At 38.1% G+C, this 15,316-nt stretch carries 14 protein-coding genes; 1 reads left to right on the top strand and 13 read right to left on the bottom strand.

All coding sequences use genetic code 11. The features are described from left to right. Positions 1-201 precede the first annotated feature (201 nt). The 6 genes from PGH07_RS03730 to hisH form a co-directional block, all read right to left on the bottom strand. Positions 202-441: a hypothetical protein gene (locus tag PGH07_RS03730; RefSeq protein WP_289412628.1), complete on the bottom strand. Its 240-nt coding sequence runs from the start codon at positions 439-441 to the stop codon at positions 202-204. Positions 442-819: 378 nt separating this feature from the next. Beyond that, a complete protein-coding gene (locus PGH07_RS03725; protein WP_289412627.1) occupies positions 820-2,379 on the bottom strand; it encodes a 2-isopropylmalate synthase in 1,560 nt (519 codons plus the stop codon). Between the two features lie 274 nt (positions 2,380-2,653). Next, positions 2,654-4,639: an ATP-dependent zinc metalloprotease FtsH gene (gene ftsH, locus PGH07_RS03720; protein ID WP_289412626.1), complete on the bottom strand. Its 1,986-nt coding sequence runs from the start codon at positions 4,637-4,639 to the stop codon at positions 2,654-2,656. Beyond that, positions 4,632-5,444 carry a 50S ribosomal protein L11 methyltransferase gene (locus tag PGH07_RS03715; RefSeq protein WP_289412625.1) on the bottom strand — a complete coding sequence of 271 codons (813 nt, stop codon included), beginning with the start codon at positions 5,442-5,444 and terminating at the stop codon, positions 4,632-4,634. Before PGH07_RS03715 ends, ftsH begins: the two co-directional genes overlap by 8 nt. After that, positions 5,444-6,157 carry a 1-(5-phosphoribosyl)-5-[(5-phosphoribosylamino)methylideneamino]imidazole-4-carboxamide isomerase gene (gene hisA, locus PGH07_RS03710; protein WP_289412624.1) on the bottom strand — a complete coding sequence of 238 codons (714 nt, stop codon included), beginning with the start codon at positions 6,155-6,157 and terminating at the stop codon, positions 5,444-5,446. Before hisA ends, PGH07_RS03715 begins: the two co-directional genes overlap by 1 nt. Positions 6,158-6,165: 8 nt before the next feature. Next, the gene (hisH, locus tag PGH07_RS03705) at positions 6,166-6,777 is read right to left on the bottom strand and encodes an imidazole glycerol phosphate synthase subunit HisH (RefSeq protein WP_289412623.1); all 612 of its coding nucleotides are present in this window, start codon (positions 6,775-6,777) and stop codon (positions 6,166-6,168) included. A 157-nt stretch (positions 6,778-6,934) separates the two neighbouring features. On the opposite strand from hisH, the gene PGH07_RS03700 reads away from it, so the two are divergent. After that, positions 6,935-7,828, top strand: coding sequence for a glycosyltransferase family 2 protein (locus PGH07_RS03700; RefSeq protein ID WP_289412622.1), 894 nt, complete (start codon positions 6,935-6,937; stop codon positions 7,826-7,828). A 69-nt stretch (positions 7,829-7,897) separates the two neighbouring features. Here PGH07_RS03700 and PGH07_RS03695 read toward each other — a convergent pair whose 3' ends face one another. The 7 genes from PGH07_RS03695 to PGH07_RS03665 are packed head-to-tail and all read right to left on the bottom strand — an operon-like array spanning position 7,898 to position 15,314. Continuing rightward, positions 7,898-8,821, bottom strand: a complete 924-nt coding sequence (locus PGH07_RS03695; protein WP_289412621.1) for a glycosyltransferase family 2 protein — start codon at positions 8,819-8,821, stop codon at positions 7,898-7,900. A 40-nt stretch (positions 8,822-8,861) separates the two neighbouring features. Beyond that, a complete protein-coding gene (locus PGH07_RS03690) occupies positions 8,862-9,740 on the bottom strand; it encodes a glycosyltransferase family 2 protein (protein ID WP_289412620.1) in 879 nt (292 codons plus the stop codon). A gap of 49 nt (positions 9,741-9,789) precedes the next feature. After that, on the bottom strand, positions 9,790-10,926 hold the full coding sequence (locus tag PGH07_RS03685; protein ID WP_289412619.1) for a capsular polysaccharide export protein, LipB/KpsS family: 1,137 nt from the start codon (positions 10,924-10,926) through the stop codon (positions 9,790-9,792). Next, on the bottom strand, positions 10,923-11,834 hold the full coding sequence (locus PGH07_RS03680; protein WP_289412618.1) for a lipid A biosynthesis lauroyl acyltransferase: 912 nt from the start codon (positions 11,832-11,834) through the stop codon (positions 10,923-10,925). Before PGH07_RS03680 ends, PGH07_RS03685 begins: the two co-directional genes overlap by 4 nt. Positions 11,835-11,845: 11 nt before the next feature. Further along, positions 11,846-12,670, bottom strand: a complete 825-nt coding sequence (gene galU, locus PGH07_RS03675; protein WP_289412617.1) for a UTP--glucose-1-phosphate uridylyltransferase GalU — start codon at positions 12,668-12,670, stop codon at positions 11,846-11,848. A gap of 50 nt (positions 12,671-12,720) precedes the next feature. Then, the gene (locus tag PGH07_RS03670; RefSeq protein ID WP_289412614.1) at positions 12,721-13,944 is read right to left on the bottom strand and encodes a glucose-6-phosphate isomerase; all 1,224 of its coding nucleotides are present in this window, start codon (positions 13,942-13,944) and stop codon (positions 12,721-12,723) included. Then, entirely contained in the window at positions 13,941-15,314 is a 1,374-nt protein-coding gene (locus PGH07_RS03665; protein WP_289412613.1) for a phosphomannomutase/phosphoglucomutase, read from the bottom strand. The genes PGH07_RS03670 and PGH07_RS03665 overlap by 4 nt, the downstream gene beginning before the upstream one ends. Positions 15,315-15,316: the final 2 nt, after the last annotated feature.

Below are 15,316 nucleotides of genomic sequence, written 5' to 3'. Positions count from 1 at the left end.
TACAAAAAATGTATGCTAGTCATAATGTGGCATATTAGGAAAATCTTGTTTAGTGTATTTTAAGTGTATTATAAATGGGAGTACAAGAGAGATCCAACTATTTAGAGTTGGATCTTTTGAATTAAGATATCGCCAATGTTGTTTGTTTTTTGACGATAAATTTTTTTCTGTCGAAAAGTATTTTAAATAAAAACAGTAATTTTACTGATTCATTGAGTTATTTGCCATTGCCTTCACTAACTCTTCATGTTGTTGTTGTGCTTTTCTTTCATTTGGAACTACCAAAGCGATTATAAAACCCCAAAATGGAGTCAGAAACATTGAAAGCAAGAAGAATACAAGAAAACTTCTCCCCTTCTTTTTAGCATAACTCGCAACCAAGAAACATATAAAAAAATATGCTAGGAATACAATAGCATAGATACTTATTATAGTTGTCATTCCTTCCCTTTATTATGAAATATGTATTTAAAATACTTCCTATAATATTCAGTTCAATTTAATGTTTCTATCACTTTATTTGTATTTTTTTTAAAATATCTTAATTGTAACTTTATGTATCATTTGAAAATATAATAATAAAATATAATTATATTTAAATAAATAATGTATCAATATTTATTAATTTGGTAAAGTTTCATACCAGAAAGGGAGGTAGCGTAAATATAAAAATGAAGATGGCAGCATCACAATCCCTGCTGTACTACAGAGGTATATGTAATTTCAAATGAAGGGGTCTGTTTTTATGAAAATAAAGATGGATCTTTTGATCCCCGAAGTATAAAAGCGCTACACTTTGTAGCGCTTTAAAGTATCCGTTTAAATCGTTTCAGTACTATCTGTATGACGTAGCTTTAGCATTCCTTCCATACTCAAATAGCTGTTCAATGCACCGATGTAAGCCCTTGCACTTGCAAGCATCGTATCCAAGCTTAAACCGTGTCCTATGATCGCCGGCTCATTTTCATTGAAGGTTACTTTTACCGTAACATTAGCCAAGGCATCTTTACCTTGTGTTACTGACTTTACTTTATAATCAATAAGTTGCCCCTGGTACCCTGTGATACGGTCAATCGTTTTAAATACCGCATCAATTGTTCCATCACCGATCCCTGCATCAGTGATATCCTCACCATTATGTCTTATCGTTACAGCTGCACTTGGAACACCGCCGGTAGAATCCATAAGCTGCATAGCGACCAACTCGTATGCTTTTTCGATATTGGTCATCTCAGAAGTGATCAATGCACGGATATCATCATCATAGATATCTTTCTTCTTATCTGCCAACTCTTTAAAACGCTCAAATGCACTGTTAAGCTCATCATCGCTCAATGTAAAGCCAAGTTTTGCCAACTTGTCTTTAAACGCTGCACGTCCAGAGTGTTTACCCAATACCAAGGTATCTTCCATATCCAAACCGATATCTTCAGGACGGATGATCTCATAGGTCTCTTTGTGTTTCAATACACCATCCTGGTGGATACCACTCTCATGTGCAAAAGCATTTTTACCGACAATAGCCTTGTTTGGCTGAGGTTCGATGCCAGTAATGTTTGCGATCAAGCGACTGGTAGGATAGATCTCTTTTGTATTGATATTGGTATCATAGTCTTTGAAGATGTCATGACGTGTTTTAAGTGCCATAACGATCTCTTCAAGTGCGGCATTTCCTGCTCTCTCACCCAAGCCATTGATCGTACACTCTACTTGTCTCGCACCGTTTGCAATCGCTTCCAATGAGTTAGCCACACCTAATCCCAAGTCATTATGGTTGTGAACAGAAATAATCGCACGACCTTTTGTGTATTCGCTCATCTCTTTCACCATAGCACCGATCTCGTTTGGAAGTCTGAATCCTACAGTATCCGGTAAGTTGATAGTACTTGCACCGGCATTGATGACAGCATCTGTGATCTCTTTCATAAATCCGATATCTGAGCGTCCTGCATCCTCACAGCTGAATTCTACATCATCTACAAACTCTCTTGCATACTCTACTGCTCTAACAGCACGTCTGATCACTTCATCAGGGTTCATCTTAAGCTTGTACTGCATATGGATGGGACTGGTTGCAATAAAGGTATGGATACGTTTCATTTTTGCTGCAGCGATCGCTTCACCTGCTGCCTTGATATCAGCATCTATAGCACGTGCCAAAGAACAAATTGTTGAATTTTGTACACGTTGCGCGATTTTACTGACCGCATCAAAGTCTCCCGGACTTGCCGCTGCAAATCCTGCTTCAATGATATCTACACCCAAACGCTCCAATTGTGCTGCGATTTGGATCTTTTCTTCAGTGTTCATTGATGCACCGGGACTCTGTTCCCCATCTCTTAATGTGGTATCAAATATTTTGATAATTTCTTTACTCATTTTAATTACCTTAGATAGTTAAAACATAAATGTTTGAAGATATTTTACTTTCCAAACAGTATATGTGTAAAAGTTGTCTAATTTTACCGAATTTGTGGTTAATTAGAAACGCTAAAATGAAATGTGTTGGTGGAAAATATTAGAGTGAGAGCAGCAGGAGAGTACTATCTTGTTTGAAAATTTTGTTTTGTTCTATGATTTTTTTCATAATACACTCCTTTTTTGACAAATTATAATGGGTTTAAAACAAAAAGTCAAGGATAGTTTTTATCCTTTACTTTTCTGTATCCTCAATATCTTGCTCTGTTGAAGTATCCTGAGATGCTTCTTCTTTTGGTTTATGTACAAGGCGGCTTGACATATTGTGCTCTTTTTCATATTCATCAATGATCTTCTGTACCGTGGTACCTTCGATTACCTCTACCTCTAGCAGTTCAGCAGTCATCTTTTCTATTGCACCTTTATAGTCACGAAGGGTTTGTTTTACGTACTCATAATGTTCTTCCAGCGTTGATTTAATATGTGCATCGATCGCTTCAGACATCTTTTCGCTGTACTCAGTGATCGCTCCTGCTCCACCTAGGAAGCTATGTTCACTTCTTTTAAGAACCATAAGTCCTGCAACATCACTCATACCATATACAGTGATCATATCTTTGATGATCATTGTAGCACGGTCAAGGTCATTCCCTGCACCGGTACTGATCTCTCCTATAAATACTTCTTCTGCAGCACGGCCTCCCAAGAGTACATCGATCTCAGCAAGCAGTTCATGCTTTTGTTTGAGGAATCTATCTTCTTCACTTGGAAGGTGAAGTGTATATCCTAATGCTCCAAGTCCTCTAGGAACTATAGATACTTTGGTAACACGGGTTGCACCTTTGGTAAGCTCTGCCATAAGGGCATGACCGCTTTCATGGTAAGCAACGATCCTTTTCTCCATATCAGAAACTTTTCTGTTTTTCTTCTCAAGTCCCACGAAAGCTCTTTCTATGGCCTCTAGAAGATCGGATTGTTCGATCATTTTCTTGTTGTTACGTCCAGCAAGCAATGCAGCCTCGTTGATGATATTGGCCAGATCTGCCCCGGCCAAACCTGCTGTCTGTTTTGCCACGATTTCCAAGTCAACATCCGGTGAAAGTTTGACATCTTTTGAGTGCACTTTAAGAATAGCAAGACGTCCTTCAAAATCAGGTTTGTCTACAAGTACCTGTCTGTCAAAACGACCAGCCCTTAAAAGTGCCGCATCCAATGTTTCAGGTCTGTTTGTTGCAGCAAGAACAATCACCGGTGTATCGGTACCAAATCCATCCATCTCTGCAAGCAATTGGTTGAGTGTCTGTTCACGTTCGTCATTGCCACCCATTTGTCCACCGCTTGCACGAGATTTACCGATGGCATCGATCTCATCAATAAAGATGATTGACGGTGCTTCCTTTTTCGCTTGAGCAAAAAGATCACGGACACGGCTGGCACCTACACCTACGAACATTTCGATAAATGCAGATCCACTTACAGAGAAGAACGGTACTTCTGCCTCACCAGCTACAGCTTTTGCCAGAAGTGTCTTACCTGTACCAGGAGGTCCCACAAGCAATAATCCTTTAGGGATCTTAGCTCCAAGCTGGATATAGCGTTCAGGGTATTTAAGAAAGTCAACGATCTCTTTTACTTCGTCTTTTGCTTCTTCCACACCTTGTACATCATCAAATTTGGTATTTGGTTTTTCAGAGTTGATCAGCTTGTCGGCTTTTCCTGCACCTAAAATGCCTCCTCCCATACCTTTGGACATTCTACGAGCCAGGAAGATCCAGATAGCAAAAAAGATGATGATAGGCAAAAGCATACTAAACATCTCTGCAAAGAAACCATTTCCGATCACACCTTCATATTTGATACCTTTCTCTTCAAGCAAAGGGATGAGATCTCTATCTAAAGCCGGGACATTACTTGCACTGTATCGGGTCTTTGTTCCATTTTGATTGATTACTATCGCTTCAATAGAGCTAGAAGCCAGTTTAACACTTTCAACTTTGCCTTCTTTGATCTCTTTTTTGATTTCAGAGTAGGTTACATGTTTATTTTGTGTTACTTGTTGACCACCAAGCATACTCCCAAGCCCTTCGCTGCCACCGTCACCTACCATGACCTTGAAGATCATAATAACCACGATGGAGAATATCGCAAATGCTAGAAGAGGGTTATTATTAAAAAAATTATTGTTTTTGTTGTTATCGTTATTCTGGTTTGGATTAGCCATTCGTTTCCTTCTTATAGACTAGGGTTACCCATTCATCTTTTTCTATACGTTTAATTAAAGTAAGTTCCTGGAATGAACCAAGAAGATTTTTCTCTTTTTTATCTAAAATACCTGAAAGGATCAAATATCCGTTCTCTTTGGTCGCTTTTTTGAGATCCTTCGCGATAAACTTGAGGACATCAGCAATGATATTAGCGATTACCACATCATAACAGCCATCAGCTTGATTGATCGAACCTTCCCAAAGTTTATCATAAGCTTCCTCATTTAATGCAAAGTTCTCTTGTGTACTTTTAACTGAAATGGGATCTGTATCACATAACTCTACTGTGGCACCGAGCTTTTTTGCAGCAAGGCCCAAAATCCCTGAACCACACCCTACATCAACGACCCTGTCTTCAGCTTTTACAAATTCGGAAATAGCTTGGAGACAAGAGAATGTCGTCGCATGATGCCCTGAACCAAAAGCAAGTGCTGGATCGATCTTGATATTGATCAGTTCTTCTTTTGGTTCATACCAGCTAGGGAAGATATAGAATTTTCCGGCTTCGATCGGCTGTACTGAATCCTGATAAGCCTTGATCCAGTCTTTATTTTCTTTTTCTTCTAGTTTAAAGCTCATCTCAATGCCTTCGAATGCTGCCAAAGCATCTTTAACCGAAGTTAAATCATTCTCAGAACGAACAATAATATTTCCTATTCCCAACTCTACAGCATCATCAATCAGGTTGGCAATAAAGTCAGCGATCAACTCTACATAGTCATCATCGAGTGTGATAGTTAGTTCATTATATGTTTTTTTCATTATGCGCCTCTTGTCGCTTGAAATGCTTCTTCCAGGTCAAGGGTACCTTCATAAAAAGCTTTTCCCACGATAGTTCCGTCAATCCCTGCTTCGATAAGGGCATTGATGTCATTCATGTCTTTGAGTCCTCCACTTGCGATGGTCTCTACTCCTGAAGCCTCTTTGATAGCCAGAGTGAAATCGATATTTACCCCTGTCATCATCCCGTCACGTCCTACATCCGTACAGATAATCGCTTCAACCCCGGCATTGGCAAACTCACGAGCAAGATCGGTTGCTTTCATATCACTTACTTCTCCCCATCCCTCAACAGCTACCATACCATCGATCGCATCAATACCTACGACGATAGGATACTTTGCTGCCATTTCTCTGACAAAGGACGGATCTTTTACTGCAACAGAGCCAAGGATGAGTCTGTCAATACCAAGTTCAAGGTACATTTTGATCGTCTCTTCATCACGGATACCACCACCAAGTTCTAGCTTGAGGTTACAGTTTTCACGTATCTTTTTGATCTGCTCCAAGTTCTCAGGCTTACCTGCAAAGGCACCGTTAAGATCTACAAGGTGTACCCATTGGCTGCCAAGTTCTTCAAATCTTTTAGCGACCTGCCAAGGTTCATCTGAGTAGATTTTTGCAGAATCCATCAGTCCTTTGCTGAGTCTTACTGCTTTGCCGTCTTTGAGGTCAATTGCTGGAAGTATTGTCATTATGTTTCCTATAGTTTTGTAAAATTCTCTATGATCTTAAGCCCGTTTTCATGGCTTTTTTCAGGGTGTGGCTGTATACCGAAGATGTTTCCGTTCTGTACTGCTGAAACGAACTGATATCCGTAGTGTGTTTTCCCGATGGCATATTGGTCATCACATACTGCATGGAAAGAGTGCACGAAGTAGAGATAAAACTCTTTCGGCAGACCGTTAAATAACGGCGTCTCTCTTTGTACAAAAAGTTCATTCCACCCCATATGCGGTACTTTGTGCGGGTGATCAAACTCAGCTTCATTAAAAGCAACTACTTTACCGGGAATAAGACCAAGCCCTTCAGTAGAACCAAACTCTTCAGAGCTTTCAAATAACAGTTGCATTCCTAGACATATACCCATCAATGGTTTACCTGAAGCAGCAAAAGCTTTGACCGCTTTATCCATACCATTTTGCTTGAGGTGTTCCATTGCATCACCAAATGCACCGACACCAGGTAAGATGAGTTTGTCATATTGATCCAGCTTTGAAGGATCACTCTGTAATTCGATCTCAGCACCTACACTTTTAAAAGCGTTTATGACTGAAGCCAAGTTTCCCATATGATAATCGACGATTCCTATCACAATGATATCCTTAAGAATAGATAGAGGAGTAAATATATCGTGATTATAGCGTATTAAAGTAAAAGTGTTGACCTCTAGACATGACTCTTATGGCTTTAACACTGAGAAATATCTAATCATTATGTTATAATTTTTTCAAAAAAATGGCAGAACCTTTATGCAAAACCCTTTAAGTTATTTTACACATCGTTTTAATCCAAAAAAATTCAATCTTGTAATGACCCTTGTGGTCAAGAACGAAGCAGATATCATCAAGGCCAACATTTTAACACATGCAAAGTATGGTGTAGATGCTTTTGTAGTCATGGACAATGGCTCGACAGATGGCACACGTGAGATTCTTGAAGAATTGAAAGATCAAGTAACAATGACACTGGTTGATGAACCAAGCAAAGAGTTTCGACATAAGAAATGGAGAAATCAACTTGCTGTTTTGGCTAAACAAAACTATCAGGCTGACTGGATCATAAATAATGACGCTGATGAGTTTTGGATCCCGAATAATCACAGAGATTTAAAAGAATATCTAGCATTTAAAGGCGGGGTTATCAGAGTCAAACGAACCAATATGCTTCCTACTGTGAACTCTTTTACGGATGAAAATGATTTCTTAAATTCAGAATTGGAAGTTATAGGTACGGTAAAACATATGATTCCTGATGAAACGCACTACTCTTATGTTCTTACTCCCGCATTTCCTAAAGTCATCACAAATCCTAATGGGCTTATTAAGGTGAACTTCGGAAACCATACTGCCGAACATATAGCATACTGGAAAAAACAAGAGAGTAATGATATTCATATTTATCATTATCCTATAAGAAGTTATGCACAGTTTGAAAGTATGATTGAAAACCGAACCAAGATCTTGGAAACAGTACCGGATGTTAGAATGGGGCCTGATTATAGAAGGTTTGCGAAGATATTTAGAGAGGGAAAACTGGAAGAAGAGTATAAAAGTTTTTTATTCTCTCCTGAAGAGATCACACTTTTAGAGCGTATCGGTATGGTAAGAAGAAATACGATTCCAAAAGAGCAGATCGTCCGCTAAATTTTAGAATGCATCTGCCATCCTTTTGTAGATCATTAAGGATGGCTATTCTCCATAAAAAGTTATATTTTATTGTTTGATAGCTTTCTGTATTGTATTGTCTTCGGTTAAAATACCGTATTTTTTCAAAACCTCTATCTCCGTATTTTTAAAACATAGCCTTTCATGAAATTCCTCTTCGAGTTTACCTTCATTATAAAGTTTGACCCATCTTCTGTAGTGTGGTCCCATACGTATATGCTTTTTGGACTCTAACAGAAGTTTTCGGTTTTTGATATTTTTCTCAAATTGCTCATAGGACCTGAAGGGGTAGTGATAGACATTGATTGCATCAAACTTTTTGATCTGGTCATATTTTTTGAAAAGATATTCATGGGTATTAGCTAAATGCCAAGCTTTATGGTTACCTCCTCTTATCCCTATCAGCCCATTAGGGTTGACAATGGTTTTTGGGCCTATTTTGGTAAGTACCATAGAGATTTTTTCTATATGGAGCTGTGTTGTTTTTGTATAAAAAACAGGATTCTCTACGTAGTGGGTCGAAGCAAAAAAATTGCCATCGTGACACGCTTCATCAAGTATCATATTATATCTGTTCACGGTAAGCACAGAACCTTTGAACGCAAGGTTTTCTTTTAGATTCATATCATTTGCAGGCAACCAAAACTCATCTGCATCGTTATTGATGACCCAATCAGCTTTCAAATTATTTTTAGCAATATGGGCTAGTTGTTTCATCCACTTTGCCTGGTTATACTGACCTTTTTCATCAATAAGTAGAATCTCAAACTCGTTTTGTAACTTAACCAGTATCTCTCTTGTCCCATCTGTAGAGTCATTGTCCATGACTACAAAAGCATCAACACCTAATGCAGCATGTGTACGAATATTTGCCTCAATAATATCTGCTTCATTCTTCACAAGTATGGTCATAACAAGAGTAAAGTTATCAGGATCAAATTTGTGTAAAAAATAATTTAAAAAGTTTGTCATGATTATATTAATATCTCCAAGAATGAAAATTTTTTATATGTTAATTTATGATGCTATTAATAATTTTAGCTGGCAGTGTATTTTCACCCAATAAATTTATTTTTTTCATCACTGAAACTTCATCATGCTTAAATATGAAATTGTTATATTCCTCCTCAAGCTTACCTTCATCATATAACTGTATCCATCTTCTATAATGCGTTCCGAATCTGTTGTTCAGTTTATTTTTAGGATGATTTTTTCTAACAAGTACTGTAGATTCAAACTGCTTATAGCTTCTTATTGGATAATGGTAAACATGAATATCATTAATTTCTTTTTTCTTTAGTAAAGCAATATGCTCTGCACTATGGTTCCCAGCGTTTATTTTAATAAGACCGTGGGGATTGACAATAGTTTTTCTAGCTGTATGACCTAAAATGATATTCGGTTCACCAAATCGATAATTTATCTGATTGATAACTTGATACTTGCTTTCCCACCAATTTTTTATGCCTTCATGTAAAATCATATTGGATCTTGCAACTCGCAAAACGCCGCCTTTGTATTTTAAATGGTTTTTTAAATTCAGGCCATCATTTGGAATCCAAAATTCATCAGCATCATTATTGATTATCCAGTCTGCATTATAAAGATCTTTAGCCTTGAAAGCAAGTTTGGTCATAAACTTTTTTTGATTGTATGGTTCTTTTTCATCATAGATTGTGATTTCAAATTCATTTTGTAATTTAGCCAGTATCTCTCTTGTTCCATCAGTAGAGTCATTGTCCATGACTACAAAAGCATCAACACCTAATGCTGCATGCGTACGAATATTTGTCTCAATAATATCTGCTTCATTTTTGACAAGTATGGTCATAACAAGAGTAAAGTTGCTTGGATCAAATTTATGAGTAAAATAGTTAAATGGATTTTTCATAAAGTTATTAATTTTCCTTGTTTTTTATACTGAATTTTAACAAAATATTCTATGTCTGTTGAAATTTATGTGGTAGTGCATCATATTGTTTCTTTAACCGAATATCAATTTGATCAAGATGTTCTTGTGAAGGATTTCTCCAATCACCGGGGATAAGGTAGTCATAGTAAAGATAAGTTAAAAAGCGTTTGATCAATTTTCCGTCGACCAGCCACATATCCATTGTCTCTAAATAGGTTTTGATTTCTTCTTTGGATTTTGCTGTTTTTACAATACCGTTAATGGCAAAAAAGGCTTCACCAAGAACTATCACACGTTTGGCAAAAAGCAAAGACTCCATTGCTACACTCGAGTTAATGGTTATGATACATGCTGCATTTTCGATAAGTTCCTGGGTATTTTGACTACTGAAGATAATGTTTTTATTTGCTTTGGTGTACAGGGGTGTGTAGTCACTTACTCTGTCAGAAGGATGCTCTTTTATCACAAAAGGGATATTGATCTGTGTAGATAGCCACTCGATGATATCATAAAGCTCGAACATGTCTTTTATCCAGGGTGAGTGTTGGATGATCTGTGTGTCGTAAGCAACTTGAAAAGGAATAAAGATATATCTTTCTGGTAGCGAAGTATCAAATGTTTTTTTCTTAGCTTTTGATTCTCTCACTTGCAGTGTTTGAGGTAGCTGTTGATCTTCTTTAACTTGAAGGTGCACAAAAAATGATATATCCCTTGGCACGGAATTACTTGCATTTACCCCTTTGAAATCCATTGTAGTCGTATTTGGCAAAACACCATTTTCAAAAAAAACAGGTTGAATATGAAGATTCTTGGCAATTTCAACAGCGATAGCCTGGTGAAATTTTTTACCGTTCCAGACAATGAGATAATCAGGTTTAAATACTTTGAGTTGGGAATAAACAGATGAAACGATCCAAGGTGTCTGTAACTTTAATAACAGTTTGTAAAAAAACTTCGTTACAGGATTGGTATATTTACAGTCAATTTCTTTAAATTTAATAGCAAATATATCCGTCAGAACAAGTTGTTTTGTATAACGAAATCCCTTTAACGAGAAAGAAAAACTAGGGAAAAAAAGATGTTTTGATGTGTAGTTGAAAGATTTTTTCAGAGTTTCAAAGTAACGATACTGATGTTTGGTCACAGAAAAAAAGAGTAATTTCATGATAGGTGTTCTTTATAGAGTTCAGGATAATAGGTTTTCCATCGCTTATGTACCCAGAACCACTCTTCAGGTTTCCCTTCGATCACTTCTTGGGTGATATCTGCCTGTGCTTGAGTCATAAGACGTATATCCTCTTCTTTATCTTCCGTTTTAATGATCGGTAGAGGTTCATAAAAGGTAACGGTATAGTTTTCATAGTCGTCAGTACTGATAAAAGAGGGGATGACTACAGCATCCAATGTACGTGCTAAAACGGCAGCAGCAGGCGAGTGTCCGACACTTCTCCCAAAAAAATTTACTTTGATGCCACCTTGTTTCTCTCCAAGGTTTTGGTCCAGCAGCAGTCCTACGGCCTTCCCTTTTTTTAGTGCTTTGATCATACCCTTCATTGCACCTTTTCTATAGAGGATTTCAACGCCGAATTGTTCTCGATTTTTGATCAGGACATTGTCCATCACTTCTGAATCAAGTTTCCGTCCCACAGCCACCAAAGTGATATTGAATTTTGCAGCGATGGCAGGTGCAAGCAGTTCCCAGTTACTGTAATGCCCTGTCATAAAAATGATTTTTTGGTTGGTATCGATGGCATGCTGTACAAACGCTTCATTGTGAAAGGAAACTTTTTCAAGCAATTCATGTGATGTTTTGCCGTAACGTTTCATAAAACTGATAATGGTTTGTAACATATTATAAAAAGTACGAATGCCGATTTGATCTTTTTGTGATTGAGTAAGAGTGCTTCCAAAGGCAAGGGAAAGATTTTTTTGGATGATCGACCGGTGTTTTTTATCAAGACGATATATAAGCTTACTTAAGCCCAGTAACAGCAAGTCCATCACTTTTTTAGGCAGTAGTTTAGATAAGAGTGTGAAGCACTTATATAAAAAGAGATAAAAATAATCAATCATCCCCAAAAACTTTACTCCATGTTTTGATAAAAATAGTTTGTAGCCTGAACAAAACCGTCTACAGAGCCGCAGTCAAAACGTTTTCCTTTAAATTTAAAGGCAATGACTTTTCCGTTTTTTGCCTGTTCAAGAAGTGCATCCGTGATCTGTATCTCTCCGCCTTTCCCAGGTTTGGTTTGTCTGAGGATATCAAAAATATCCGGGGTTAAAATATATCTTCCGATGATCGCCATATTGGTAGGCGCATCTTTGGGATCAGGTTTTTCTACCATATCGGTAACCCTGTAGGTATCCTCTGTTCCATCTACCAAGTGTCCGTCGATCACACCGTATTTGTCGGTCTGGTCCATTGGCACTTCTTCGATCGCTACGATAGAGCATTGGTATTTTTCATATACCTCGATCATCTGGCTTAATACACCTTTATCTTTGTTGGTACAAAGGTCATCTGCAAGCACAACGGCAAAAGGTTCATGCCCAATCAATGTTTCTCCTGTAAGGATAGCATGTCCCAAACCTTTCATCTCAATCTGTCTTGTGTATGAGAAAGTACATTGAGTAATGAGCGCACGAATTTCATTCAACAAGTATTCTTTTGAACTTCCCTTAATTTGGTGTTCAAGCTCATATGAGATATCAAAGTGATCTTCTATTGCACGTTTGCCTCTTCCTGTAACAATAGCCATAGTATGGATACCTGCCTCAACAGCTTCTTCTACACCATACTGTATCAATGGTTTTGTAAGGACGGGAAGCATCTCTTTTGGAGTTGCTTTTGTAGCAGGCAGAAAACGTGTTCCATACCCTGCAGCCGGAAATAGACATTTATTGATCATCGTATTCACTTTCTTCATAAATTATGGTTCAGATTATAGCTGAAGCATCATTAGCGCTTGGTTTTTTGGAGTTTCTTTTTAAGGATAACCTTACCGTTTTCAACACCTGGTTGATCGTATGCATTGACATCCATGAGCTCTGCAACCAGTGAAGTAAGGAGTTCATAGTAGTAGATCAAAGAACCGATAGTGTATGCATCTACTTTAGGAAGCATAATGCTGTCAATCGGGATATCACCTTCGTGATCCAAGGACTCTATGACCGAGTCACACTGCATATTGATCAGTGTATCAAATGAGATGGAATTTAGGATATCCAAAGACTCTAGGTGCGGAAGGGAGATATCCGGAATGGTCATACCTTCTTCAAAGTTTTCTATCTTGATAAAAGTGATAGATTTGTCACGGGTTCCATCTGTTAAAAGCTGCAAAAATGAGTGTTGATCTTTAGGGCCTATCAGACCGATAGGGGTAAGTCCTACATGAAAGGCAGAGTGTCTTTGATGTTTTCCCAGACTCTCACCCCATAGTTGTACATACCATTCACAAAAGTATTTAAGTGATTCAGAGTAAGCGAAGATACAATTGATGTTATAGCGTGCATGATTTTTGGCATAAAAGACCGCTTTTTTCAGTAGTGGTTCCTGCATATACCCCTGTTCAAAAAAACTTTCCTTAATTCTTTTCGCCCCTTCAAGCAAAGAGGTAACATCGATACCGCATAACACTAAAGGCAGTAGTCCCACAGATGAGAGTACAGAGAAGCGTCCGCCTACATTTTGGGGAACATAAAGTACATTGGCATTGACTTCCTGCGCATATTTGTCCAAAGGAGAGCCCTGATCGGTAATAAAAGTATACGCAGAGATTTTTGGGAGGAGTGAATACACATATTTATAGATCGCAAATGTCTCTACTGTGGTTCCTGATTTAGAGATAACAATGAAATGTGTTGTATCCAGATCGATCTGTTTGAGTGTGGTATTGATATCGATAGGATCGGTACTTTCAAAAAGGTAGAGTGTTCTTTTGAGATCATTGACAGGCTTGACAAACTCGTAGATCGCTTTGGCTCCCAATGAACTTCCGCCTATGCCGATAATGACGATACTCTCAACACTCTGTGGGATCTTGTCTGCATACTCTAAAATAGGTGTGATATCCTGATCGGGTAGAGTATAGTAGCCTATCTTGTCCTGTTCATTTTCAATAGCCTGAAAGGCATGGGCCTGAGCTTTTGGGTGATTGGATACAAAGTAGAGTCTATTTTTCATAATGAGTCTTTTGCCTTTTGAATCAGTTCGTTCACTTTTGTTTCATAAGTTTTTGCCATAGCTTCATCTGTCGATTCAAATCGTGTAACAAGCACAGGCGTTGTATTGCTGGCTCTTACTAATCCCCATCCATGTTCAAAGTTGATCCTTACACCGTCAACATCGATGACATTTAACATCACCGGAAAGTCTGCTGGCGGATGTATGAGAAGTTCTTTGATCTTATCAATGATAAGGAACTTCTCTTCTTCCGTTGTCTCTACTTTGATCTCTTCAGTTGAGAAAACAGCAGGTAATGCATCGATCTCTTTATCCAGATCTATACCGTCTTTGATAAGTTCAAGCATTCTAAGTGTTGCATAGATAGCATCATCATATCCAAAGTAACGATGTTTGAAGAAGATATGACCGCTTACTTCACAGGCAAGATGGGCACCTGTCTCTTTCATCTTTACCTTGAGGTTGGAGTGACCTGTCTTATACATGATCGCGTTGGCACCGCGACGTTTTAGCTCATCATACATTACTTGGGAACATTTTACTTCACCGATGACAGTCGGGTTTTCCATTTGCATCGCAAAAAGTAAAGCCATATGATCACCCTTGATATTGTGCTTATGTGTAAGTACTGCAATACGGTCTGCATCTCCGTCATATGCAAATGCGATATCTCCCTCTTTTTCAAGGGCCTTTTTAACATCACTGAGATTTTTTTCAACAGACGGGTCTGGGTGGTGATTGGGGAAAGTACCGTCAGGTTCACAGAATAAACCTCTGTATTGGAGTTCCAATGCATTAAAGATATCGGTGATCACTGTGCCTGCTACACCATTTCCGCAATCAATAACGATTTTTTTATCCAAGCCTTTGAGGTGGGCAAACTCTTGAACCATGTAGTTGATATACGGAGTTTTCACATCGATCTCTACACACTCAGTGTTTCCTTCTATTTTTTGATCCTGGTGTAGGATCACCTCTTCACCAAGTGCATAGATTTCCTCTCCAAAAAAAGGTGCCTGATCGATCGTGATTTTAAAACCGTTGTATTCACTTGGGTTATGTGAACCTGTGATCATTACTGAAGCATCGGTTGTAAACCCATCGATCTTTTGATAGTTGCTAAAGTAGTTGACAGGTGTGGCAACCATTCCCATATCCAGAACTTTACATCCAGCCGCATTGAGTCCTGAAGTAAGATAGTCCCTGAGAATTGGAGAGTGTGAACGAGCATCATATCCGATAGCTACAATCTTATCACCTTTGATCCTTTGTCCAAGGTAGTAACCTATCAGTTTTACACTTTGTTCATTGAGTTCCTCTTCAAAGATACCTCTGATATCATATTCTCTAAAGATCGATTTTTTAATCATAC

Source organism: Sulfurovum zhangzhouensis (assembly GCF_030347965.1).
Classification (GTDB): Bacteria; Campylobacterota; Campylobacteria; order Campylobacterales; family Sulfurovaceae; genus Sulfurovum; species Sulfurovum zhangzhouensis.
This window is presented reverse-complemented; position numbering and strand designations above follow the sequence as displayed.

Coding starts and splice junctions, on each gene's coding strand:
- PGH07_RS03730 (WP_289412628.1), bottom strand. CDS start 441: ATGACAACTATAATAAGTATCTATGCTATTGTATTCCTAGCATATTTT.
- PGH07_RS03725 (WP_289412627.1), bottom strand. CDS start 2,379: ATGAGTAAAGAAATTATCAAAATATTTGATACCACATTAAGAGATGGG.
- ftsH (WP_289412626.1), bottom strand. CDS start 4,639: ATGGCTAATCCAAACCAGAATAACGATAACAACAAAAACAATAATTTT.
- PGH07_RS03715 (WP_289412625.1), bottom strand. CDS start 5,444: ATGAAAAAAACATATAATGAACTAACTATCACACTCGATGATGACTAT.
- hisA (WP_289412624.1), bottom strand. CDS start 6,157: ATGACAATACTTCCAGCAATTGACCTCAAAGACGGCAAAGCAGTAAGA.
- PGH07_RS03700 (WP_289412622.1), top strand. CDS start 6,935: ATGCAAAACCCTTTAAGTTATTTTACACATCGTTTTAATCCAAAAAAA.
- PGH07_RS03695 (WP_289412621.1), bottom strand. CDS start 8,821: ATGACAAACTTTTTAAATTATTTTTTACACAAATTTGATCCTGATAAC.
- PGH07_RS03690 (WP_289412620.1), bottom strand. CDS start 9,740: ATGAAAAATCCATTTAACTATTTTACTCATAAATTTGATCCAAGCAAC.
- PGH07_RS03685 (WP_289412619.1), bottom strand. CDS start 10,926: ATGAAATTACTCTTTTTTTCTGTGACCAAACATCAGTATCGTTACTTT.
- PGH07_RS03680 (WP_289412618.1), bottom strand. CDS start 11,834: ATGATTGATTATTTTTATCTCTTTTTATATAAGTGCTTCACACTCTTA.
- galU (WP_289412617.1), bottom strand. CDS start 12,670: ATGATCAATAAATGTCTATTTCCGGCTGCAGGGTATGGAACACGTTTT.
- PGH07_RS03670 (WP_289412614.1), bottom strand. CDS start 13,944: ATGAAAAATAGACTCTACTTTGTATCCAATCACCCAAAAGCTCAGGCC.
- PGH07_RS03665 (WP_289412613.1), bottom strand. CDS start 15,314: ATGATTAAAAAATCGATCTTTAGAGAATATGATATCAGAGGTATCTTT.